The organism is Micromonospora sp. NPDC049171 (genome assembly GCF_040648275.1).
Taxonomy (GTDB): Bacteria; Actinomycetota; Actinomycetes; order Mycobacteriales; family Micromonosporaceae; genus Micromonospora.
In genome coordinates, this window is record NZ_JBEZDJ010000004.1 from 168,626 (window position 1) to 189,592 (window position 20,967).

The window sequence follows — 20,967 nt, forward strand, 5'->3', positions numbered from 1 at the left end:
CGGGTATGGGTCGGTTGTTCGGCACGGACGGCGTACGCGGGCGGGCAAACGCGGATCTCACCCCGGAGTTGGCGCTGGCGCTCGCGGTGGCCGCCGCGCACACGCTCGCCGAGACGGACCGCAGCCATCCGCCGCTGGCCGTCGTGGGCCGCGACACCCGGGCCAGTGGCGAGATGCTGGAGGCCGCCGTGGTCGCCGGCCTGACCAGCGCCGGTGCCAACGTGGTGCGGGTCGGCGTGCTGCCCACCCCCGCGGTGGCGTTCCTCACCGCCGAGGCCAAGGCCGACCTCGGCGTGGTGCTCTCCGCGTCGCACAACCCGATGCCGGACAACGGCATCAAGCTCTTCGCCGCCGGCGGGCACAAGCTGCCCGACGAGATCGAGATGAAGATCGAGGCCGCCGTGGAGGCCAACGCCACCACCGCCTGGGACCGGCCGACAGGTGCCGGCATCGGCCGGGTGCACGACCTGCTCGACGGTGCCGACCACTACGTCCAACACCTGGTCGGCGCCGTGCCGCACCGGCTGGACGGGATCAAGGTCGTGGTCGACTGCGCCAACGGTGCCGCCGCCGAGGTCGCCCCGGTCGCCTACCGGGAAGCCGGCGCGGAGGTCGTGGCGATCCACGCCGAGCCGAACGGGCTCAACATCAACGACGAGTGCGGCTCCAATCACATCGAGGCGCTGCGTGAGGCAGTGGTCCAGCACGGCGCCCACCTGGGCATCGCCCACGACGGTGACGCCGACCGGATCGTGGCGGTCAGCGCCGACGGCGACGAGGTCGACGGCGACCAGGTGATGGCGATCCTCGCGCTGGCCATGCGCGATGCCGGCACGCTGACCCAGGACACCCTGGTCGCGACGGTGATGAGCAACCTCGGCCTGCGACTGGCCATGTCCGCGCAGGGCATCCGGCTGATCGAGACCAAGGTCGGCGACCGGTACGTCCTGGAGGCCCTGCGCGCCTCCGGGCTGGCGCTCGGCGGGGAGCAGAGCGGCCACATCGTCATGCCCGCGCACGCCACCACCGGCGACGGGGTGCTCACCGGCCTGCACCTGATGGCCCGGATGGCCGCCACCGGCCAGTCGCTCGCCGAGTTGGCCTCGGTGGTCACCAAGCTGCCCCAGGTGCTGATCAACGTGCCGGTCGGCGACCGGACCGTCGGCGCCGCCGCACCCGCTGTCCGTGCCGAGGTCGAGCGGGCCGAGGCGGAGCTGGGCGAGACCGGTCGGGTGCTGCTGCGCCCGTCGGGCACCGAGCCGCTGGTCCGGGTGATGGTCGAGGCCGCCACCGAGCAGACCGCCCGCGAGGTCGCCGAGCGCATCGCCGAGCTGGTCCGCACCGCGAGCCCCGCCTGACGCCCTGGGGTGTCACAGCCGTAGCCGGGCCGCCCGCTCGTACGTGTCGGCCGGGTCCTCGCCGTCGGTGAGGTCGAGATCCTCGACCACCCGGCCGTCGGCGAGCCGGACCAACCGGTCGCAGCGGGCGGCGATCGCCTGTTCGTGGGTGGCCAGCAGGATGGTCATGCCGTGCCGGTCGCGCAGGTCGAGCAGCAGGTCGAGGATCTGCCCGCCGGTGGTGGAGTCGAGGTTTCCGGTCGGCTCGTCGGCCAGCAGCAGCCCCGGCGCGCCCATCAGGGCGCGGGCGATGGCGACCCGCTGCTGCTGACCGCCGGAGAGCTGCGCCGGCACGGCCCGCTCCCGCCCGGCCAGGCCGACCGCGTCGAGCAGCTCCCGGGCTCGTGCCGCGTGGTCGGCTCGACCGCGTCGCGGCAACACCGGGGCGATCACGTTGTCCAGCACGGTCAACGCTGGCAGCAGGTGGTAGCGCTGGAAGACGAAACCCACCCGCTGCCGGTACCGGGCCAGCGCGGCCCGGCGCAGCGCCGTGATCTCCACGTCGTCGACAGTGACGGTGCCGCTGTCGGCCTGCTCGATGGCGCCGATCAGGTGCAGCAGTGTCGACTTGCCGGAGCCGCTGGGACCGGTGAGCGCCACCACCGACCCGGCCCTGATCTCCAGTGAGACGTCGTCGACCGCGGTCAGCCGCTCGGCGCCGCTGCGGAACTGCCGGTGCAGCCCGAGCGTCCGGACCATGCTGCCCGTCGTTGTCTCCATCGTCACTCCTCCGCCAGTAGCCGTGCGGTCGGGAGCCGGCGCAGCAACGCGGCCGGCACGAGCGCCGCGAGACAGGTGACCACCACCCCGCCGAGCGCCACCGAGGCGGCGACCAGGACCAGGTCGGTCGGCAGAGCGCCGACCAGCCAGGCGGCCCCGGCGAGCCCGATCCCCGCCCCGGCCACCGCCCCGAGCGCGCCGATCAGAAGCCCTTCGTAACCCACCAGGCGGCCCAGCGCCGCATCCGTCCACCCGATCGCGCGCAGCGTGGACAACTCCGCGGCGCGGTCCCGGACGTTCAGGTACAGCACGTCGGCGACGGCACCGGCACCCAGCAGGACGGTGACGACCGCGGCCAGGGTGTCCGCACCGCGCACGCTCAGCGAAACGGTGTCGCCGAGCAGGTTGCCGACGATCGCGCCCTGGAAGGCGTAGGCGGCGGCGGTGACCAGGGTCAACGCGGCCAGCCCGAGGCCCAGCGCGCCGGCCCCGAGCAGGGTGCGCCCCGGCGTGCGGACCAGGTTGACCAGGGCCATGCCGAACAGGCCGCGGGGTCGCCGTACCCACCGGGCCGGGGCGGCCAGGGGCCGCAGGGCGGCGGCCGGGTGGGCGCCCGCGGCCCGCAGCGCCGGCACCAGGCCCGCCACCAGCGCCAGCAGCAGAGCCACCGGTACGGCGAGCGCCGCCTGCCGCCAGCCGATCCCGATGTCCAGTGCGGCGGCCAGCGGGAACGCCAGCCCGAGGGCGAGCAGGCCGGCGGCCAGCCCCAGTGCGGCCACCTCGCCGAGGATCAGCGCCGCGATCCGGCGTGCCGACCAGCCCAGGCAGGAGAGCACCGCCAACTCGGGACGCCGGTCCCGGACGGCGGCGGAGACCGCGTTGCCGAGGAACAGCCCGCAGACCACCAGCACCAGCCCGAAGAGTACGAGGCTCTTGCGGTCGACCGCCTTGGTGATCACCGAGGCCACCCCGAGGGCGGACCACGGCTCGATCAGCCGCAGCTCGGGCCGGCCGAACGAGCCCGCGGACAGCTCGACGGTCTGCGGCGCGGGCGACGAGCCGAAGGTGAGATCGACGTCCAGCCCGGTCGTGTCGGCGATCCGCTCGGCGATGAGCCGGACCCGCTCGGCGGACCGTTCGGTGTAGCCGTCGATGTCGGCGACCCGGACCCGGATCGCGCTGATCGGCGCCGTCCGGGTGGGGGAGGCGCTGCCCTCCAGCAGCTTCGGCACTGCGGCCAGGCTGGTGAGCAGTTGTGGTGGTGAGGAGAGGTAACCGGCCGGGTTGCCGCTCGGCTCCAGCGGCCGCTCACCCAACGCCTGACGGCTGCGCTTGTCGGCGCCGTCGACGCGGGGCGGCTCGTACGTCTCCAACGGCACCCAGGACAGGTCGCTGAAGCCGCTCAGCTTGTCCGGATCGAAGATACCGACGGTCCGCCAATCCCGTACCTGAAGGACTGAGCCCGGCGGCTGCACGGGCAGCGCGGTCAGCGGGCGGAAGCCGTTGTCATCGGTCGACCACGGACGGCCGTTGAAGCTGTAGATGTTCTCGCCGACGTAGGCCGCGGGATCCGACGCCGGCCGCGGGACAGCACGGAGAGTGCTGTCAAAAAGTTGGTCGTACTCCGGGGCACCCGCTTGAACGATCGTCTGCAACTCACCCCGGCAGCAGGCGGTCGGGGAGATCCCCTCGGCGAGCAGGTCGCGATACCCGTCGGCCAACGCGTACTCGTCGGTCCCAGCCCCGACCCCGGTTGCGTCGTCCAGCGTCTGCTTCAGGTCGGGGATGCCCAGCCCGGCGGGCCGCGCCTGCGGCAGCCGGGTGAGGGCGGACCGCACGGTGACGTCGAGGTAGGGGCGGCTGGTGGTCAACACCGGGATGGACCGCTCGGGCGCATACGGCGGGCGGTGAGTGTCGGTGGCCGTGTCGTCGGCCCGGAGAGAGCGACCCTCGGTCACCGCCTCGTCGAGGCCGACGAGGCGCTGCTCCGCGTCGGGGTCGACGGCGGCCAGTAGGAACGGCACCGTCACCCGGTAGGTGGCCACCAGTCGGTCGATGGCCACGCGTTTGGCGCGACCGGAAGACCAGCGGCTCTCCTCGAAGCGCCCGTCGGGCAACAGCCGGACGGTGTCGACGCTCCAGCTCTCCCGTTCGGAGACCCAGCCGTTCCCCGATTCCGGGGCCAGGTGTGGGTCGCAGATCGGCTGGCTCTGTCCGTTCGGAAGCACCTCCCGTGGGACATCCCCGCACGCCATGTCGTACGGGTACATCCGGCCGTCCGAGTACGGGATCGAGGAATCGTTCGGGGTGTACTTTCCCTCGGGGTGGAGCAGGGGGCGCTTGGTCACGTACACGTAGCGTGGGTGGCTCGGGGCGGTGGTGAGCCCGCGCTCGGCGGTGAAGGTGGGATCGAGTCGAATGACCTGCTGATCAAGGGAGCGGTCGACCGCGTCGGTCAGGTCGAACCGGACCGACACCGACGAGGTGGAGTAACCCAGCATGGCGATCGGCGCGGCCACGTCGACACCGCCGACCTGCTTCACCTGCTCGTACTGCGCGGAAGTGATGCCGCCGAACAGGCCGGAGAGGTAGTTCGGGCGGACCAGCCCACGCTCGGCCTCCAGCGGCGTGCGCGTCCCCGGCGGACGGACCAGGATGTCGTAGGCGGCTCGGGTGTTGCGCTCCAGCGCACCGGTGACCGCGAGACGGGAGGTGGTGGTGGCACCGGTCAGGACGACGAAGCCGGTGGTCGCCACCAACACGCCCGCCAGCAGTGCCACCGAGCGGCCCGCACGGCCGCGTAGCTGCGCCCAGATGAACCCGAGCATGTCGCGCCTCCCCGTGTGCTACCCCACACTCTGCGCGGTACATTGTCACAATTCAAGACCTGGCCCGTTGGTCAGTGGAATCGGAGGAGACAGTGGCCATCCAGCACGCGGTTCTGGCGCTGCTCGCACGCGGCCCGAGCTACGGCTACGAGCTGAAGGGCGCCTTCGAGGCCGCCACCGGTCCACAGTGGGGGCCGCTCAACATCGGCCACCTGTACCAGATCCTCGACCGGCTCTCCCGGGACAGCCTGGTGGTCGCCGAGCGGCAGGCCCAGCCGGTGAAACCGGACCGGGTCGTCTACCAGATCACTGCCGCCGGTCGGGCCGAGCTCGCCCGCTGGCTCGACGAGCCGAGCCCGCGCAGTGGCGGTTTCCGGGACGACTTCTTCCTCAAGGTCACCGCCGCCGCCCGATCGGGCTCCGCGCAGACCGTCCGCACCGTGCTCAGCAACCAACGCGGGCACCTGCTGCGCGAACTGCGCAACCTCGACGGGTTGCGCCGCAAGGCCGGTGACCCGGTGGTCGGGCTGCTGCTCGCCGCGGCGAGCCGGCACGTCGAGGCCGACCTCGCCTTCGTCAACGACGCCGAGGCGGTGCTGCTGGCCGACGGTGGCGCGCTGCTCGCCACCCTGGCCGTCGCACCGTCGGAGATCGCGGCGTCCGTCGCCGACGTCGCGTCGCCCGCAGTGCCGGACGGCACCGGCCCGGCCCGTGCGGCCGGCTGACCGCGCCGGTCGGCACCGCGTCGGTCAGTGGCGCTCGCGCAGGCCGCGCAGCCGGCTGACCGCCTCGGTCAGCACCTCGGGGCGCTTGCAGAAGGCGAAGCGGACCAGTCGCCGGCCCGCCTCGACGTCGTCGTAGAAGACCTGCGTCGGCACGGCCACCACGCCGCAGCGCTCCGGCAGCGAGCGGCAGAACTCCACCCCGTCCCGGCCGCCGAGGGCGGTGATGTCGGCGGTGACGAAGTATGTCCCCTCCGAGTCGAGCACCTCGAACCCGGCGTCGGTGAGACCGCCGACGAGCTGGTCACGCCGCTGTTGCAGGCTGTCCCGGAAACCGGTGTAGTAGTCGTCCGGCAGGGCCAGCGCCACGGCGACCGCCGGTTGCAGCGGGGCCGCGTTGACGTAGGTGAGGAACTGCTTCACCCGCAGCGCCGCCGAGACCAGCGCCGCCGGGCCGCTCGCCCAGCCGATCTTCCAGCCCGTGCAGGAGAACGTCTTGCCCGCGGACGAGATGCGCAGCGTCCGCTCCCGCATCCCGGGCAGGGTGGCCAGCGGCACGTGCGGGTTCGCCGCGTCGGTGAAGACCAGGTGCTCGTACACCTCGTCGGTGACCGCGTAGGTGTCGTGCTCCTGGCACAGCTCGGCGACCAGCGCCAGCTCCGCCGGGGTGAAGACCTTGCCGGTCGGGTTGTGCGGTGAGTTGAGCAGCACCAGCCGGGTCCGTGGGCCGAACGCCGCGCGTAGTGCCGCCGGGTCGAAGGCGTACCGGCCGTCGGCCGTGGGGCGCAGGGTCACCGGCCGCCGGACCGCGCCGGCCAGTGCGATCGAGGCGGCGTACGAGTCGTAGTACGGCTCGAAGCAGACCACCTCGTCGCCCGGCTCGCACAGGGCGAGGATGCTCGCCGCGACCGCCTCCGTCGCGCCGGCGGTGATGACGATCTCGCCGTCCGGGTCGTACGACAGGTCGTGGAACCGCAGTTGGTGGGCCGCGACGGCCGCGCGCAGGGCGGGGATCCCCGGGCCGGGCGGGTACTGGTTCTGCCCGCCGCGCAGCGCCTCGACGGCGGCGGCGAGCATCTCCGGTGGGCCGTCGGTGTCGGGGAAGCCCTGGCCGAGGTTGACCGCGCCGGTCCGGGTGGCGAGGGCGGACATCTCGGCGAAGATCGTCGTGCCGAACGGCCGCATCCGGGCCACCAGCGGGTCGACATCGGTGCTCGTCACCTGCGCCAGCCTACGGCCACCACCCGCGCGAGGCCCAGCCCCGCCCTCCGAGGCTGGGCGTGATGGGAGCCGGGAAGCTCGTCCCGTTGTGACCCGCCGACGCCCCGATCGCTCAGATTCCGTGATTGATAACCCGACTTTCGAGCACCCATGATGAGTGAAGCTGGGTTAGGCTGCGGGCCATGTGTGGAATCGTGGGATACGCGGGCGCGCGCCCCGCACTGGGGATCGTGCTCGACGGGCTGCGGCGGTTGGAATACCGCGGCTACGACTCGGCGGGCGTCGCCATCGTCTGCGACGACCAGCTGCTGACCGAGAAGAAGGCCGGCAAGCTGGCCAACCTGGAGAAGCTGCTGTCCGAGCGGGCCGCCGACGACCCGACCTCCTGCGCGGCCAGCCCGATCGGCATCGGTGACGGCACCACCGGCATCGGGCACACCCGGTGGGCCACCCACGGCGGGCCGACCGACCGCAACGCCCACCCGCACGTCGCCGGCGACGGACGGGTCGCGGTGATCCACAACGGCATCATCGAAAACTTCGCCAAGCTCCGTGGCGAGCTGGAGGCCGAGGGCGTCCAGTTCACCAGCGACACCGACACCGAGTGCGCCGCGCACCTGCTCGCCGCCGCGCTGGCCGACCTGCGCGCCGCCGGTCAGCCGGACGGCCCGCAGTTGCTCGCCGCCGGCATGCGCGTGGTCTGCCAGCGACTGGAAGGCGCGTTCACCCTGCTCGCCGTCGACGCCTCCGTGCCCGGCGCGGTCGTCGGCGCCCGGCGCAACTCGCCACTCGTGGTCGGCCGGGGCGAGGGGGAAAACTACCTGGCCAGCGACGTGGCCGCGTTCATCGAGCACACCCGGGAAGCGGTGGAGCTGGGCCAGGACCAGATCGTCCTGATCACCGGCGACAGCATCGAGATCACCGACTTCGACGGCCAGCCCGCCGCCGGCAAGGACTTCCACATCGACTGGGACTCCTCGTCGGCCGAGAAGGGCGGCTACGACTGGTTCATGCTCAAGGAGATCGAGGAGCAGCCGCAGGCCATCGCCGACACGCTGCTCGGCCGGCTCACCGAGACCGGTGAGATCGCCCTGGACGAGGTCCGCCTCAGCGACCAGGATCTGCGCGACGTCGACAAGATCTTCATCGTGGCCTGCGGCACCGCGTACCACGCCGGCATGGTCGCCAAGTACGCCATCGAGCACTGGACGCGGATCCCCTGCGAGGTGGAGCTGGCCAGCGAGTTCCGCTACCGCGACCCGGTGCTCGACCGGTCCACGCTGATCGTGGTGATCTCGCAGTCCGGCGAGACGATGGACACCCTGATGGCGCTGCGCCACGCCAAGGAGCAGAAGGCCCGGGTGCTGGCGATCTGCAACACCAACGGCTCGACCATCCCCCGCGAGTCGGACGCCGTGCTCTACACCCACGGCGGGCCGGAGATCGCGGTCGCGTCGACCAAGGCGTTCCTCACCCAGGTCGTCGCCTGCTATCTGATCGGCCTGCACCTGGCCCAGGTGCGCGGGATCAAGTTCGCCGACGAGGTGGGCGCGGTCGTCGCGCAGTTGCAGGAGATCCCGGGCAAGCTGCGGGAGCTGCTCGACCGGATCGAGCCCGTCCGTGAGCTGGCCCGGGAGTTGAAGGCCGAGCCCACCGTGCTGTTCATCGGCCGGCACGTCGGCTACCCGGTGGCCCTGGAGGGCGCGCTGAAGCTCAAGGAGCTGGCGTACATGCACGCCGAGGGCTTCGCCGCCGGCGAGCTGAAGCACGGCCCGATCGCCCTGATCGACGAGGGCACACCGGTGATCTGCGTGGTGCCCTCGCCGGTCGGCCGGGGCATGCTGCACGACAAGGTCGTCTCCAACATCCAGGAGGTCCGGGCGCGCGGCGCGCGGACCATCGTGATCGCGGAGGAGGGTGACGAGGCCGTCGTCCGGTACGCCGATCACCTGATCTACGTGCCGCGTACGCCGACCCTGCTGGCCCCGCTCGTCACCACGGTGCCGTTGCAGGTGCTCGCCGCCGAGATCGCCGCCGCCCGTGGGCACGACGTGGACCAGCCCCGCAACCTGGCCAAGTCGGTCACCGTCGAGTAGGCCCTCAGCCACCCGAAACGCCCTGGCCCAACACGACCCGGGCCATCCCGTCCAACGCGGGATTGCCCGGGTCCCAGTAACCGCTGTGCCCGCCGCGCCCGCTGGCGAAGACCCGACCACCGAACCCCGGATCCGACGGATCGTGACCGAACCACAGCTCGTGCGAGACCCGGTCGGGCCAGCCCAGCACGGCGGCCAGTTGGGCCGCGCTGAGCGGGGTGCGCAGGCCCAGCTCGCCCACCGGGCGGGCCTTGCGGATCACGTCGTCGGGGGCCTTGCTCGCCCAGACCTCCCCGGGTGGCACGCCCAACTCGGCGGCGTGCGACGCGCCGACCCCGGGCGAGCCGACGAAGAGCAGCGCGTCGGCGGCCAGCCCGTGCTCCCGGGCGGCCGTCCCGACCACCAGCGACCCGTAGCTGTGCCCGAGCACGGTCTGCCGGGCCGGCGACCCCTCGTGGCTGACCCGCAGCCCTTCCTGGAAGCGGTGCAGCGCCGGGCCGGCGTCGCGGGCCTGGCGTGCCGAGGCGGCCTCGGTCAAAAAATCCGGGGCGTCGTAGTCCAACCAGAGCACCGCCGCGCTGCGCTCACTTGGCGCGAGCGCGACGCACCGGTCCAGCACGCGCGCCGCCCTGCCCAACTGACCGGGAGCGTCGCCGAGACCGGCGGTCGTCCCCGGCACGTAGGTCAGCACCCGGTCGGCGTGGTCCGGGTCGCCGAGCGCCAGCACCACCCGGCCCTCACCGGCCGGATCCAACCCGAGCAGGAACGCCCGCGGCTCGCCCCCCGCCGTCAGTCGCCCGGCCAACGTGTCCAGACCGGCCAACCGCCCGGCCAGCCCGTGCAGGCGGACCGCCGCGAGCGGCCCCGGCGGCACCCGGGTCAGCAACCGTCGCCGCTCCGCCAGCAACTCCGCGCGCCAGACCCCGAGCCGCAACCGGTTGGCCTGGTCCCGGGCGGCCACCGGCACCCCGTCCAGCCGGCCGACAAGAGCACTCTCGTGCCCGATCAGCCACCGGCGCTGCGCCGGCGTCATTCCGGACCACCAGGCGCGGACCAGCGCCGGTGCGGCACCGGCCGCCGGCCGACCCGGTGGTGGCGGGGACGCCCAGCCGGAGGCGGCGGCCTGGGCCAGCTCGTCCAGTCGGTCGGCGGCGACCCGGTCTGCCGCCCCGGCCCCGTCGAGCGCGGCGCGCAGAGCGGCCGCGACCCGAGCCGCCGCCACGCCGGGCCGCTCGGTCGGCCGGGCCCGGGCGGGATCGACGTGCACCCCGCCCGACCGGTCCACCACCAGTCCGCCCGCGTCCGCCAGGGCGACCGCCTCGGCGAGCCGCGCCTTCGCGACCGTCAGTCGGCCGGCCAACTCGGCCAGCACCTGGTCGACCTCGATCAGTGCGGGCACGATCGAGGTCAGCTCGTCACGCAGACCGGCGAGCCGGGTGCCCGCCGCCGTGGCCGCCGCACCGGACCAACCGCCCCGCAGCCGCGTGCCGGCCCCACCCAGCTCGCCGACCCGTCGGTCGACCGGCCCGGTCAAGCCGGCCCACGCGGCACCGGCGGACCGCCAGCCACCCGGATCGGCAGCCCACAGTTGCCGGTAGCCGACGCTGCTCACCGGGGCAGCGCGGCGAACCGGTCGGCGGCCCGGTCGTCCACCGTCTCGTACGCCTCGGCCGCCGCCCGGACCCCACCGGAGGTCGCCGCGACCCGGGCACCCAGGCGGCAGAACCAGGCGTGCCCGGCCGCCTCCAGCCCGGCCAGAGCCGCGCCGGCTCGCCACTGCGGCGCGGCCACCAGCAGCCCGGGCACCCGCGCGAGGCCCAACGCCAGCCGGTGTGCCTCGTCGTCGAGCGTGCCGGCGACCGCCCGCAGCTCCTCCGGCCGGACGGCGAACAGCTCTTCGGTCATGACCACACCCCCGTGCACGATCGGTATCGACGCGCTGACGCTAGGCGGGCTCGGCGGCCCCGGCGATGCCCTGTGGACGGCGGGCGGCGGGCCGTACCCCGGCTTGTCCACAGGCGTTGCCCACCGCGAACCCGACGGCTAATCTGCGACCCCCGGCCGCCGGTAGGGTGGTGTGGTGATCGTCGCTGTCGGCATCGACGTGGTCCTGGTCGACCGGTTCGCCGGAGCCCTGGCCCGGACGCCGCTGCTCGCCGACCGACTCTTCACCACCGCCGAGCGGCACACCCGCTCCGGCAGCCCGCGCCCACCGGAGTCGCTCGCCGCGCGGTTCGCCGCCAAGGAGGCCGTGGCCAAGGCGCTCGGCGCTCCGGCCGGGCTGAGCTGGCACGACTGCGAGATCATGGCCGACCCGGACGGCCGTCCCTGGCTGGCCGTCGCCGGCACCGTGGCGGCGGCGGCCGAGGCGCGCGGGGTCAACCACTGGCACCTCTCGTTGTCGCACGACGGGGGGATCGCGTCGGCGATGGTGGTCGCGGAACGGTGACGTCGACCGGGCGGGCCAGTCGGGTCCACCCGCGAGCGGATGGGGACACGGTGGCATGAGATCGGTGTGGCGGGTGGCCGACGTACGGGCGGCCGAGGCGGGGCTGATGGGCACGCTGCCGGAGGGGACGCTGATGCAGCGGGCCGCCGCCGGGCTGGCCCGCAGGGCCGCGCTGCTGCTCACCGAGCGCGGCGGGGTCTACGGCGGTCGGGTGTTGCTGCTGGTCGGCTCGGGCGACAACGGCGGCGACGCGTTGTACGCCGGGGAGCGACTGGCCCGCCGGGGTGTCGAGGTGTCCGCGCTGCTCCTCACCCCCGGGCGTGCGCACGCGGCGGGGCTGGCCGCGCTGCGGGCCGCCGGTGGTCGACTTGTGGACCAGCCCGACGGCCCGGTCGACCTGGTTCTCGACGGCATCGTCGGCATCGGGGGCACCGGCGGGCTGCGGGCGGGTGCGGACGAGGTGGTCCAGCGGCTCGGTGAGCTGCGCGGGCGCGACGGCAACCGGGCCACGGTGCTGGCGGTGGACGTGCCGAGCGGTGTCGCGGTGGACACCGGGCACGTGCCGCTGGCCGCGTCCGGCCGGCCGGACGCGGTCCACGCCGACGTGACTGTGGCGTTCGGCGCGCTGAAGCCCGCCCTGGTGGTCGGGCCGGCCGCCGCCCTGGCCGGGCAGGTGGAGCTTGTCGACATCGGGTTGCGGCAGTGGCTGCGGGGCACCCCGGCGCTGCTGGTCACCGAGTGGTCCGACCTGGTCGACTGGTGGCCGAAGCTGGGCCCGGCGTCGGAGAAGTACACGCGGGGCGTGGTGGGGGTCGCGACCGGCTCGGCGACCTACCCGGGTGCGGCGGTGCTCTCCGTGGGCGGCGCCCTGGCCGGGCCGACCGGCCTGGTCCGCTACGCCGGCGGCGCCCGCGCCGAGGTGCTGCACCAGCACCCCTCGGTGATCGCCAGTGCGCGGGTCGCCGACGCGGGCCGGGCGCAGGCCTGGGTCTGCGGCTCCGGGCTGGGCACCGGCGCGGAGGCGGCGGCCGAGTTGCGCGCCGTGCTGGCCACCGCGGTCCCGGTGGTGCTCGACGCCGACGCGCTGACCCTGCTGGTGGACGGCTCGCTCGCCGACCGGCTGCGCGGTCGGGACGCGCCGATCGTGGTCACCCCGCACGATCGTGAGTTCACCCGGCTGTGCGGTGAGGAGCCCGGCGCCGACCGGGTCGGCGCCGCGCTGCGGCTGGCCGCCTGGATGAACGCGGTGGTGCTGCTCAAGGGTGACCGCACGGTGATCGGCACGCCGGACGGTCGGGCGTACGTCAACCCGACCGGCTCCCCGGCCCTGGCCACCGGGGGCACCGGCGACGTGCTGGCCGGGCTGCTCGGCTCGCTGCTGGCGGCCGGGGTGCCCGCCGATCGGGCCGCCGCCGCGGCCGCGTACCTGCACGGGCTCGCCGGCCGGGAGGCGGCCCGGGGTGGGCCGGTGACCGCGCCCGACGTGGTGACCGCCCTTCGCCCGGTTGTCGCCCGGCTGGGCTGATCGGGCCGTTCCGGTCGGGTCGGGGTCTGAGGGCGCGCGTCGCCGCCCCCGGTGATCACGGCGGAAAGTAGGCTGGGCGTATGTGGCAGGCCGAGGTACGCGTCGATCTTGACGCGATCCGCGAGAACGTGGGCAGACTCCGCTCCGGCACCACCGCCGAGCTGATGGCGGTGGTAAAGGCCGACGGGTACGGCCACGGCATGCTCCCGGCCGCTCGCGCGGCCCTCGACGCCGGCGCGGACTGGCTCGGTGTCTGCACCCTCGACGAGGCGCTCACCCTGCGCCGGGCCGGCGTGACCCAGCCGGTGCTGGCCTGGCTGCTCGCGCCCGGCCTGCCGCTGCACGAGGGGGTCAGCGCCGGGGTGGACCTGAGCGCGGCCAGCCTGTCGCAACTGGACGAGATGCTCCAGGCGAGCCGGCTCGCCGGGCGCCCCGTCCGCCTGCACCTGAAGATCGACACCGGGCTGTCCCGGGGCGGGGCGACAGTCGCCGACTGGCCGGCGCTGCTGGACGCCGCCGCGAAGGCGCAGGCCGACGGCCTGGTCGAGGTGGTCGGCGTGTGGAGCCACTTCGTGTACGCGGACCTGCCCGGCCACCCCACCATCGACCGTCAACTGGCCGTCTTCCACGAGGGGCTGGCCATGGTCGAGCGGGCGGGGCTGCGACCGCGCTGGCGGCACCTCGCCAACTCGGCGGCCACCCTGACCCGCCCGGACACCCACTTCGACCTGGTCCGCCCCGGTCTGGCCATCTACGGCCTCTCCCCGGTGGCCGGTGAGACGTACGGGCTGCGGCCGGCGATGACCGCCCGCGCCCGGGTGATGCTCACCAAGCGGGTGCCCGCCGGCACCGGGGTCTCCTACGGGCACACCTACACCACGGAATCCGACGCGAACCTGGCCGTGGTCCCGCTCGGATACGCCGACGGGGTTCCCCGGCACGCCTCCAACACCGGGCCGGTGCAGCTCGGCGGCGTACGGCGGACGATCTCGGGGCGGGTCTGCATGGACCAGTTCGTGCTCGACTGCGGCGACGACCCGGTGGCGGACGGCGACGTGGCGACCCTCTTCGGCAGCGGCGCCGACGGCGAGCCGACAGCCGACGACTGGGCCGAGGCGGTCGGCACGATCAACTACGAGATCGTGACCCGGTTCGGCAGCACGCGGGTGCCCCGGGTCTATGACGGCGAGCGGCCATGAGCTATCGCATTCCGCGTCCGCGGACCGCGGTGGGCCGGGTCGCGGGGATCGTCGGCGCCGCGGTGGGGGTGGCCGCGGCGGGCCTGGTGGCCGGGGTGGCGACCGAGCGCACCCTGGTCCGCCGGCTCAAGGCCGACCCGGCCGACCGCTACGCGCACGAGGCGTTCGGCGAGCAGCGGTACGACGAGGCGTTCCGCCTGGCGTTGCCGGACGGCACGGACATCCACGTCGAGGTGGTCGAGCCGACCCGGCCGGTGCCGGGGCACCCGACGGTGGTGCTGGTGCACGGCTTCTGCCTGGACATGGGCACGTTCCACTTCCAACGTCAGATGCTCGCCGCCCGTGGCGACCACCGGATCGTGGCGTACGACCAGCCGGGTCACGGTCGGTCCGGCCGGCTGGAGACCGGGGAGTACGACCTCGCGGTGCTCGGCCGGACGCTGCGCGAGGTGATCGACCGCACCGCCCCGGACGGGCCGTTGGTGCTTGTCGGCCACTCGATGGGCGGCATGACCATCATGGCGTTCGCCGAGTTGTTTCCCGAGCTGTTCGGTGACCGGGTGGTGGGCACCGTCCTGATGGCCACCTCGGGCGGGCTCGTCGCGGAGACCAAGCTGGTCGCGCCCGCGCTGCTCGGCCGGGTCGGCGGCCCGGTGCTCTACATGGTCAGCAACGCCACCCGCTACGGCGGGCCGGTGATCGACAAGGCCCGCAAGTCGACGTCGAACGTGGCCTGGCTGCTGACCCGCAAGTACGGCTTCGGCACCCGCAAGCCCAGCCCGGCGCTGGTGTCCTACGTGGAGACGATGAATTCTCGGACGTCGGCCGACACGGTGACCCGCTACCTGCGGACCCTGGCCACCCACTCGCGCTTCCCGGCTCTGGCGGCGTTGGCCGCGACGCCGGTGCTGGTGGTGGTCGGCGACAAGGACATGATCACCCCGGTGGTCCACTCCGAGGAGATCGTCCGGCGGCTGCCACACGCCGAGTTCGTCAAGATCAAGGACAGTGGTCACGTGGTGATGCTGGAGCACGCCGACGAGGTCAATGCCGCGCTCGCGCGGTTCCTGGAGTCACTGGGGAAGCCGGAGGAACGGTGAGTCACGTCGTCAAGCTGCCGACCGTCGAGGACACTCGGGAGTTCGGCCGACGCCTGGCCGGGCTGCTGCGGGCCGGCGACCTGGTGTTGTTGACCGGTCCGCTGGGCGCCGGCAAGACCGCGCTCACCCAGGGCGTCGGCGCCGGGCTCGGTGTCGTCGGCGACATCACCTCGCCGACCTTCGTGATCGCCCGGGTGCACCGCCCCGATCCGGCCCGGGGTGGCCGGGTCGCTCTGGTGCACGCCGACGCGTACCGGTTGGGTGACGCCACCGACCCGCGCGCCGAGATCGACGACCTGGACCTCGACGCCTCGGTGGACGACTCGGTGACGGTGGTCGAGTGGGGTGAGGGCCTGGTGGAGCAGCTGGTCGACGCGCACCTACGGGTCCGCATCGACCGCCGCGACGACGACACCCGGATCGTCGAGCTGGACCCGATCGGTGGCGACTGGGCCCGGCGGCTCGCCGACCTGGGCTAGCCCGGCGGCTGTCGTACCCGATGCCTAGAGTGCGGGGGACCGACCCGCGCTGTGAGAGGTTCCTGATGCCCGACGACGCCCCCGCCCTTGACCTGTTGGCCCTGCTGCCGGAGCAGTGGCGTGCCGCGCTCGCCCCCCACCTGGACGCCGCCCGCACCACCGCGCTCGGCGAGTTCGTCGCCCGGGAATACGCGACGCAGACCGTCTTCCCGCCCCTGGAGGACCTGTTCTCGGCCTATCGGCTGTGCCCGCCGCGGAGCACCCGGGTGCTGATCCTCGGTCAGGACCCTTACCACCGGGCCGGGCAGGCACACGGGTTGAGCTTCAGCGTCCGTGACGGTGTGTCGGTGCCGCCGTCGTTGCGCAACGTCTTCAAGGAGTTGGGCGAGGACGTCGGCGTTCCCAAGCCGCGCAGCGGCAACCTCGACGGTTGGGCCGCGCAGGGCGTGCTGCTGCTCAACGCGGTGCTGACCGTGCGCCAGGCCACCCCGGGCTCGCACGCCAACGCCGGCTGGGAGGAGTTCACCGACGCGACAATCAGGGCACTTGACGCGTCCGCGGATCGGGTGGTCTTCCTGCTCTGGGGTGGCTACGCCCGCAAGAAGGCGGCCCTGGTCACCAACCCACAGCACGTGGTGCTGGAGGCCGGCCACCCCAGCCCGATGAACCCGCGCGGCTTCCTCGGCAGCCGCCCGTTCAGCGCCGCCAACAAGGCACTCGCCGACGCCGGCCTGCCCACCATCGACTGGGAGCGCACCGCCGGCTGACCTCCGCCGCTCAGCTTCCGCTGGCCTGCTGCCGGGCCCGGTAACGGCGCAACAGTTCGGCGGCGCGCGGCTCGGTCAGCTCCAGCTCGACAAGCGGCACGACCTGGTAACTCCGCTCACCGTGGCGCACCTCGCCGGCTCAGTAGCTCGTCCAGGCCAAGCGCGTCGATCCGCTCGGCGATCGGCCGGGCGGCCAGGTCGTCGATCCGAGCGCGTCCAGGTGTGCGTCCAGCGGCTCAACCCCAACGACCAACTGCACGTCCATGGCGGCAAGCAACCGCTCCAACACCGGGATGGTCGGCGCTCGCTCGCCACGTTCGATCCTGGCCACCGCGGCCTGGCTGACCTCGGCCAGCGCGGCCAACTGGCGCTGGCTCAGGTCGCGCAGGTGTCGTTGGTGCCGCACGGCGGCACCGAGAAGGGTGACAAGGCGAGTGGATGACATCCCAGCATGGTGGGCCAGGCGTGAGATGTCCGCGATCCCATTGCGGTAGATCGGGGACTTGCGCCCCAGTCGCACCGCGAACGCCCGGTGTGTGAGCCGGCGGCGGACGGCGGCGGCACACCGGCCAGCGTCACCTGCTGCCCGAGCGGGTCCCGGCCGGGAAGACCTATGGCGATGAGCGCGATGCCTCTGAGTCATCTTGATGACCCACCGGCATCACGCTCAATTGGAAGCTGCGGCGCCACCGCTCACCGTTGGTTCGCCGCCCGGACCGGCGACGTCATGTCCGGGGCGGGGCGGGGCGTGACCGGGGCGCGGGGCGGGGCGGCTAGGCTGGCTTACCGTGCTCGTACTCGTGGTGGACAGCTCGACCCCTGCGGTGACCGCGGCGTTGGTGGAGGTCTCGGCGGACGCTGTGGTGTCCCGGGCGCACCGGTGCACGGTCGATGCCCGCGCGCACGGCGAACTGCTCGCCCCTCAGGTGGACGCGGTCCTCGCCGACGCCGACGCGCGCCCACGTGACCTGAACGCCATCGTCGCCGGGCTGGGCCCGGGTCCGTTCACCGGGCTACGGGTCGGCCTGGTCACGGCCGCGACGATGGGTCAGGTGCTCGGCATCCCCACGTACGGCGTCTGCTCGCTGGACGGGATCGGCTACCCGGCGGCGTCCGGTGAGCCGGTGTTGGCCGCCAGCGACGCCCGGCGCAAGGAGCTGTACTGGGCCGTCTACGACGGTGCCGGCCAGCGGATCGTCGGCCCCGAGGTGTCGACGCCGGCGGTGGCCGCCGCGCGCGCCCGGGAGTTGGGCGCGACGATCGCGGTCGGCGACGGCGCGCACCGGTACGCCGAGACTCTGGACCTGCCCGTCCGGGTCGAGCCGCGGTACCCGGACGCCACGGTGCTGGCGCTGCTGGCCGCCGAGCGGATTCGGGCCGGCGCGCCCGGCGAGCGACTCACCCCGCTCTACCTGCGCCGTCCGGACGCCGTGGCGGCGACCGGCCGCAAACCGGTCCTGCCATGACCGGGGTACGACTCGAACCGTTCCGCTGGTGGCACATCGACGACGTGCTGCCGATCGAGGCCGACCTCTTCGGCGCCGAGCAGTGGTCGCCGGCCATGTTCTGGAACGAGCTGGCCAACGGGCACCACTACCGGGTCGCCGTCGACGCGGACGGCTCGGTGCTCGGTTACGCCGGGCTCGCCGGTGTTCCGCCGGGCGAGGTGTGGGTGCAGAACATCGCCGTCCGCCGGGACGTGCAGCGGCGCGGCGTGGGCCGCGTCCTGCTGGAGGAACTGCTCGCCGAGGCGGCCCGGCGCGACGCCCGCAGCACCCTGTTGGAGGTCGCCGTGGACAACGCCGCGGCCCAGCGGCTCTACGCGACGTACGGGTTCGAGCCGGTCGGGGTGCGGCGCGGCTACTACCAACCGAGCAACACCGACGCGCTGGTCATGCGGCGCGACGCCGAGCCGACCGGGGACGGACCACACGACCATGGCTGACGAACCGCTGATCCTGGGTATCGAGACCTCCTGCGACGAGACCGGCGTCGGCATCGTGCGGGGGCACACCCTGCTGGCCGACGCGCTCGCGTCCAGCGTCGAGGAGCACGCCCGCTTCGGGGGCGTGGTGCCCGAGGTGGCCAGCCGGGCACACCTGGAGGCCATCGTGCCGACCATGGACCGGGCCCTGACCGAGGCCGGCGTCACCCTGGCCGACATCGACGCGATCGCGGTCACCTCCGGGCCCGGGCTGGCCGGCGCGCTGCTGGTCGGCGTCGCCGCCGCGAAGGGGTACGCGCTCGCCGCCGAGAAGCCCGTGTACGGCGTGAACCACCTTGCCGCCCACGTCGCGGTGGACACCCTCGAACACGGCCCGCTGCCCGAACCCGCCATCGCGCTGCTGGTGTCCGGCGGGCACTCGTCCCTCCTGCTCGTCGACGACCTGGCCCGGGGAGTCACCCCGCTGGGCGCCACCATCGACGACGCGGCCGGCGAGGCGTTCGACAAGGTCGCCCGACTGCTGGGGCTGCCGTTCCCGGGCGGGCCGCCGATCGACCGGGAGGCCCGCGCCGGCGACGCCGCCTCGATCGCCTTCCCGCGCGGGCTGACCGCCGCGAAGGACCTCGCCGCCCACCGGTACGACTTCTCGTTCTCCGGCCTGAAGACGGCGGTTGCCCGGTGGGTCGAGGCGCGTCAGCGGGCCGGCGAGCCGGTGCCGGTGGCCGACGTGGCCGCGTCCTTCCAGGAGGCGGTCTGTGACGTGCTGACCAGCAAGGCGCTCGCGGCCTGCCGGGCGCAGGGCATCGACACCCTGGTGATCGGCGGGGGAGTGGCGGCGAATTCGCGGCTGCGGGCGATGGCCGAGCAACGGGCCGAGAAGTACGGCGTCCGGGTGCGGGTGCCCCGGCCGAAGCTGTGCACCGACAACGGGGCGATGGTGGCGGCGCTCGGGTCACACCTGGTCGCCGCCGGGGTCGCGCCCAGCCGGCTGGATCTGCCGGCCGACTCGGCACTGCCGCTGACCACGGTCAGCGTGTGACGGGAGCGGCGGACATGATCGTGCGGATGTGGGAGGCACGCGCCGAGGCGTACGGCGTCGCCGACCTGATCACCTGGGTGTGCGACACCGCCCTGCCCGAGTTGGAGCACGACCCACTGCACGTCTCCAGCGAGGTCTTCTCCTCCACGGATCATCGCGTGGTGGTCATCTCCAAGTGGCGCAGCAACCCGCGTCCGCTGCCCGATCCGCCCGCCCTGCTGGTGGCCCGCGCCCCGCACTCCTGGGACTTCACCCAGGTTGACCGCTGACGCGAGCCACCAACGAGGGACGGTCAGCTGCGGCGCAGCATCCGGTAGGTGGCGATTCCGCCGGTGCCCAGCGCGGCGAGGAAGACCAGCCAGACGACGGTGCTGCTGACCCCGACCTGTGGGCCGGAGTTCGCGGCGGCGGCGGCCAACAATCCGTCCTCGCCGGGGGCGGGCAGCGCGGCCGGCGGCAGTTCCGGCCAGCGGACCAGCCCGGTGCTCTCCAGCATCTGCATGTGGTGCTGGACGAAGGTGTTGGCGTCCTCGCAGAGCTTCCGGACGGTGGCGTCCCGGGTGCTGGCGCGGACCGCGCCGATCACCGGGAAGATCTTGCCGTGGGCGACCCGGAGCCGGGTGACGAAGATCTGGTCGAACCGGGCGCCGGAGGCCTTCTGCATCTCGGCCAGCCAGCCCTTCTGCTCGGCCGTCGGCTCGCTGGGGATGCTCGCGCCCAACTTGTTCGCCGCGTCCACGGTGAGCTGGTCGAGCCGCTGGTGCTCGCTGGCGATGCCCGCGCCGATCTCCCGGACCTTGGCCGACTGTCCCTTCTCGGCGGCCATCTGGCCGGCTGGCATCTCCCACAGCCCGGCCAACCGGACCCCGTTGAGCAGCGTCATGTCGGCGGCGTTGAGCTGCTGACCGCCGGCCGGTGCGGCGACGGCCACGCCGGGCAGGACACCGACCGCCGCGATGATCGCGATGAGCAGCAGCGCCGCTCGATGGGTCCGGTTGCCCAGTCGGCGGTGGGCGGATCTGAGCGGTGCCATGTCTGTGGGGCCTCCTCGGTCCGGACCGAAACGCGTCTGGACCGGGCAGCCACACCCTGCCGACTGCCCGTCCGCCCACTGGTACGGACCGATCGCGCGATCAGTTCATCTCAAGGGCGACGCGGATCAGCGGGAAACGGGTCGAGCCGATCAGCGGGTGACGGCGAGGAAGCCGCCGAGCAGCAGCAGAGTGAGCGCGGCGGCGGCGAAGAGCATCAGCAGCTCCCGACGCCCGTGCTCGACGGGGTCGGCACTGCCGGCCGGGGCGGGCAGGGGCGGCAGGTCGCGGGTCAGCGCGGCCAGGTCGCCGAGGGTGCGGGCGGTCCACACCGCACCGGCCCGATCGGAGAACTCGTCGAGGGTCAGCCGGCCCGCCGCGGTGTGCCGGTGCAGCTCGGCGACCACCCGGTTGCGGTCGTCGTCGGAAGCGCGCAGCTCGACATCCAC

At 73.6% G+C, this 20,967-nt stretch carries 21 protein-coding genes; 13 read left to right on the plus strand and 8 right to left on the minus strand.

The features are described 5' to 3' along the window. Nucleotides 1-5 precede the first annotated feature (5 nt). The gene (gene glmM / locus AB0B14_RS07140) at nt 6-1,358 is read left to right on the plus strand and encodes a phosphoglucosamine mutase (RefSeq protein WP_357078786.1); all 1,353 of its coding nucleotides are present in this window, start codon (nt 6-8) and stop codon (nt 1,356-1,358) included. Nucleotides 1,359-1,370: 12 nt separating this feature from the next. On the opposite strand, the gene AB0B14_RS07145 is transcribed toward glmM, so the two are convergent. Both AB0B14_RS07145 and AB0B14_RS07150 read right to left on the minus strand, forming a co-directional pair. Beyond that, nucleotides 1,371-2,117, minus strand: coding sequence for an ABC transporter ATP-binding protein (locus AB0B14_RS07145; protein WP_357078789.1), 747 nt, complete (start codon nt 2,115-2,117; stop codon nt 1,371-1,373). Between the two features lie 2 nt (nt 2,118-2,119). Next, complete coding sequence (locus tag AB0B14_RS07150) at nt 2,120-4,945, minus strand: FtsX-like permease family protein (protein WP_357521774.1); 2,826 nt, start codon at nt 4,943-4,945, stop codon at nt 2,120-2,122. A 92-nt stretch (nt 4,946-5,037) separates the two neighbouring features. Here AB0B14_RS07150 and AB0B14_RS07155 point away from each other — a divergent pair, with 92 nt between their 5' ends. After that, complete coding sequence (locus AB0B14_RS07155; RefSeq protein WP_357078795.1) at nt 5,038-5,670, plus strand: PadR family transcriptional regulator; 633 nt, start codon at nt 5,038-5,040, stop codon at nt 5,668-5,670. Between the two features lie 24 nt (nt 5,671-5,694). Here AB0B14_RS07155 and AB0B14_RS07160 read toward each other — a convergent pair whose 3' ends face one another. Beyond that, nucleotides 5,695-6,888 (minus strand): pyridoxal phosphate-dependent aminotransferase, encoded by a 1,194-nt coding sequence (locus tag AB0B14_RS07160; protein ID WP_357078798.1) that lies wholly within the window; start codon nt 6,886-6,888, stop codon nt 5,695-5,697. 182 nt (nt 6,889-7,070) lie between these two features. Here AB0B14_RS07160 and glmS point away from each other — a divergent pair, with 182 nt between their 5' ends. Next, nucleotides 7,071-8,984, plus strand: coding sequence for a glutamine--fructose-6-phosphate transaminase (isomerizing) (glmS, locus tag AB0B14_RS07165; RefSeq protein ID WP_357078801.1), 1,914 nt, complete (start codon nt 7,071-7,073; stop codon nt 8,982-8,984). A gap of 4 nt (nt 8,985-8,988) precedes the next feature. On the opposite strand, the gene AB0B14_RS07170 is transcribed toward glmS, so the two are convergent. Further along, on the minus strand, nt 8,989-10,596 hold the full coding sequence (locus tag AB0B14_RS07170; RefSeq protein ID WP_357078804.1) for an alpha/beta hydrolase: 1,608 nt from the start codon (nt 10,594-10,596) through the stop codon (nt 8,989-8,991). Next, complete coding sequence (locus AB0B14_RS07175) at nt 10,593-10,889, minus strand: hypothetical protein (RefSeq protein ID WP_357078807.1); 297 nt, start codon at nt 10,887-10,889, stop codon at nt 10,593-10,595. Before AB0B14_RS07175 ends, AB0B14_RS07170 begins: the two co-directional genes overlap by 4 nt. A 175-nt stretch (nt 10,890-11,064) precedes the next feature. Here AB0B14_RS07175 and AB0B14_RS07180 point away from each other — a divergent pair, with 175 nt between their 5' ends. From AB0B14_RS07180 to ung, 6 genes are all read left to right on the plus strand, one after another. Continuing rightward, nucleotides 11,065-11,433: a holo-ACP synthase gene (locus AB0B14_RS07180; protein ID WP_357078810.1), complete on the plus strand. Its 369-nt coding sequence runs from the start codon at nt 11,065-11,067 to the stop codon at nt 11,431-11,433. A 55-nt stretch (nt 11,434-11,488) separates the two neighbouring features. After that, a complete protein-coding gene (locus tag AB0B14_RS07185) occupies nt 11,489-12,958 on the plus strand; it encodes an NAD(P)H-hydrate dehydratase (RefSeq protein ID WP_357078813.1) in 1,470 nt (489 codons plus the stop codon). An 80-nt stretch (nt 12,959-13,038) separates the two neighbouring features. Then, entirely contained in the window at nt 13,039-14,157 is a 1,119-nt protein-coding gene (alr, locus tag AB0B14_RS07190) for an alanine racemase (protein WP_357078817.1), read from the plus strand. Then, on the plus strand, nt 14,154-15,257 hold the full coding sequence (locus AB0B14_RS07195; protein WP_357521776.1) for an alpha/beta hydrolase: 1,104 nt from the start codon (nt 14,154-14,156) through the stop codon (nt 15,255-15,257). The genes alr and AB0B14_RS07195 overlap by 4 nt, the downstream gene beginning before the upstream one ends. Continuing rightward, on the plus strand, nt 15,254-15,736 hold the full coding sequence (tsaE, locus tag AB0B14_RS07200) for a tRNA (adenosine(37)-N6)-threonylcarbamoyltransferase complex ATPase subunit type 1 TsaE (RefSeq protein WP_184178621.1): 483 nt from the start codon (nt 15,254-15,256) through the stop codon (nt 15,734-15,736). Before AB0B14_RS07195 ends, tsaE begins: the two co-directional genes overlap by 4 nt. Nucleotides 15,737-15,801: 65 nt before the next feature. After that, nucleotides 15,802-16,503, plus strand: a complete 702-nt coding sequence (ung, locus tag AB0B14_RS07205) for a uracil-DNA glycosylase (RefSeq protein ID WP_357078824.1) — start codon at nt 15,802-15,804, stop codon at nt 16,501-16,503. Nucleotides 16,504-16,642: 139 nt separating this feature from the next. Here ung and AB0B14_RS07210 read toward each other — a convergent pair whose 3' ends face one another. Continuing rightward, complete coding sequence (locus AB0B14_RS07210) at nt 16,643-16,948, minus strand: helix-turn-helix transcriptional regulator (protein ID WP_357521778.1); 306 nt, start codon at nt 16,946-16,948, stop codon at nt 16,643-16,645. A gap of 343 nt (nt 16,949-17,291) precedes the next feature. Between AB0B14_RS07210 and tsaB the strand changes: the two genes are divergently transcribed. From tsaB to AB0B14_RS07230, 4 genes are read left to right on the plus strand one after another with little or no spacing between them, the layout of a single operon-like run. Further along, complete coding sequence (gene tsaB, locus AB0B14_RS07215) at nt 17,292-17,969, plus strand: tRNA (adenosine(37)-N6)-threonylcarbamoyltransferase complex dimerization subunit type 1 TsaB (RefSeq protein WP_357078830.1); 678 nt, start codon at nt 17,292-17,294, stop codon at nt 17,967-17,969. Then, complete coding sequence (gene rimI / locus AB0B14_RS07220) at nt 17,966-18,448, plus strand: ribosomal protein S18-alanine N-acetyltransferase (protein WP_357078833.1); 483 nt, start codon at nt 17,966-17,968, stop codon at nt 18,446-18,448. The genes tsaB and rimI overlap by 4 nt, the downstream gene beginning before the upstream one ends. Beyond that, nucleotides 18,441-19,487: a tRNA (adenosine(37)-N6)-threonylcarbamoyltransferase complex transferase subunit TsaD gene (gene tsaD / locus AB0B14_RS07225; RefSeq protein ID WP_357521780.1), complete on the plus strand. Its 1,047-nt coding sequence runs from the start codon at nt 18,441-18,443 to the stop codon at nt 19,485-19,487. Before rimI ends, tsaD begins: the two co-directional genes overlap by 8 nt. Before the next feature lie 14 nt (nt 19,488-19,501). Then, complete coding sequence (locus tag AB0B14_RS07230) at nt 19,502-19,756, plus strand: hypothetical protein (protein WP_053660576.1); 255 nt, start codon at nt 19,502-19,504, stop codon at nt 19,754-19,756. 23 nt (nt 19,757-19,779) lie between these two features. Here the strand turns inward: AB0B14_RS07230 and AB0B14_RS07235 are convergent, their stop codons facing one another. Together AB0B14_RS07235 and AB0B14_RS07240 are read right to left on the minus strand one after the other, a co-directional pair. After that, complete coding sequence (locus AB0B14_RS07235) at nt 19,780-20,520, minus strand: DUF4142 domain-containing protein (protein ID WP_357521781.1); 741 nt, start codon at nt 20,518-20,520, stop codon at nt 19,780-19,782. Between the two features lie 150 nt (nt 20,521-20,670). Beyond that, nucleotides 20,671-20,967: a DUF1707 domain-containing protein gene (locus AB0B14_RS07240; RefSeq protein ID WP_357078842.1), complete on the minus strand. Its 297-nt coding sequence runs from the start codon at nt 20,965-20,967 to the stop codon at nt 20,671-20,673.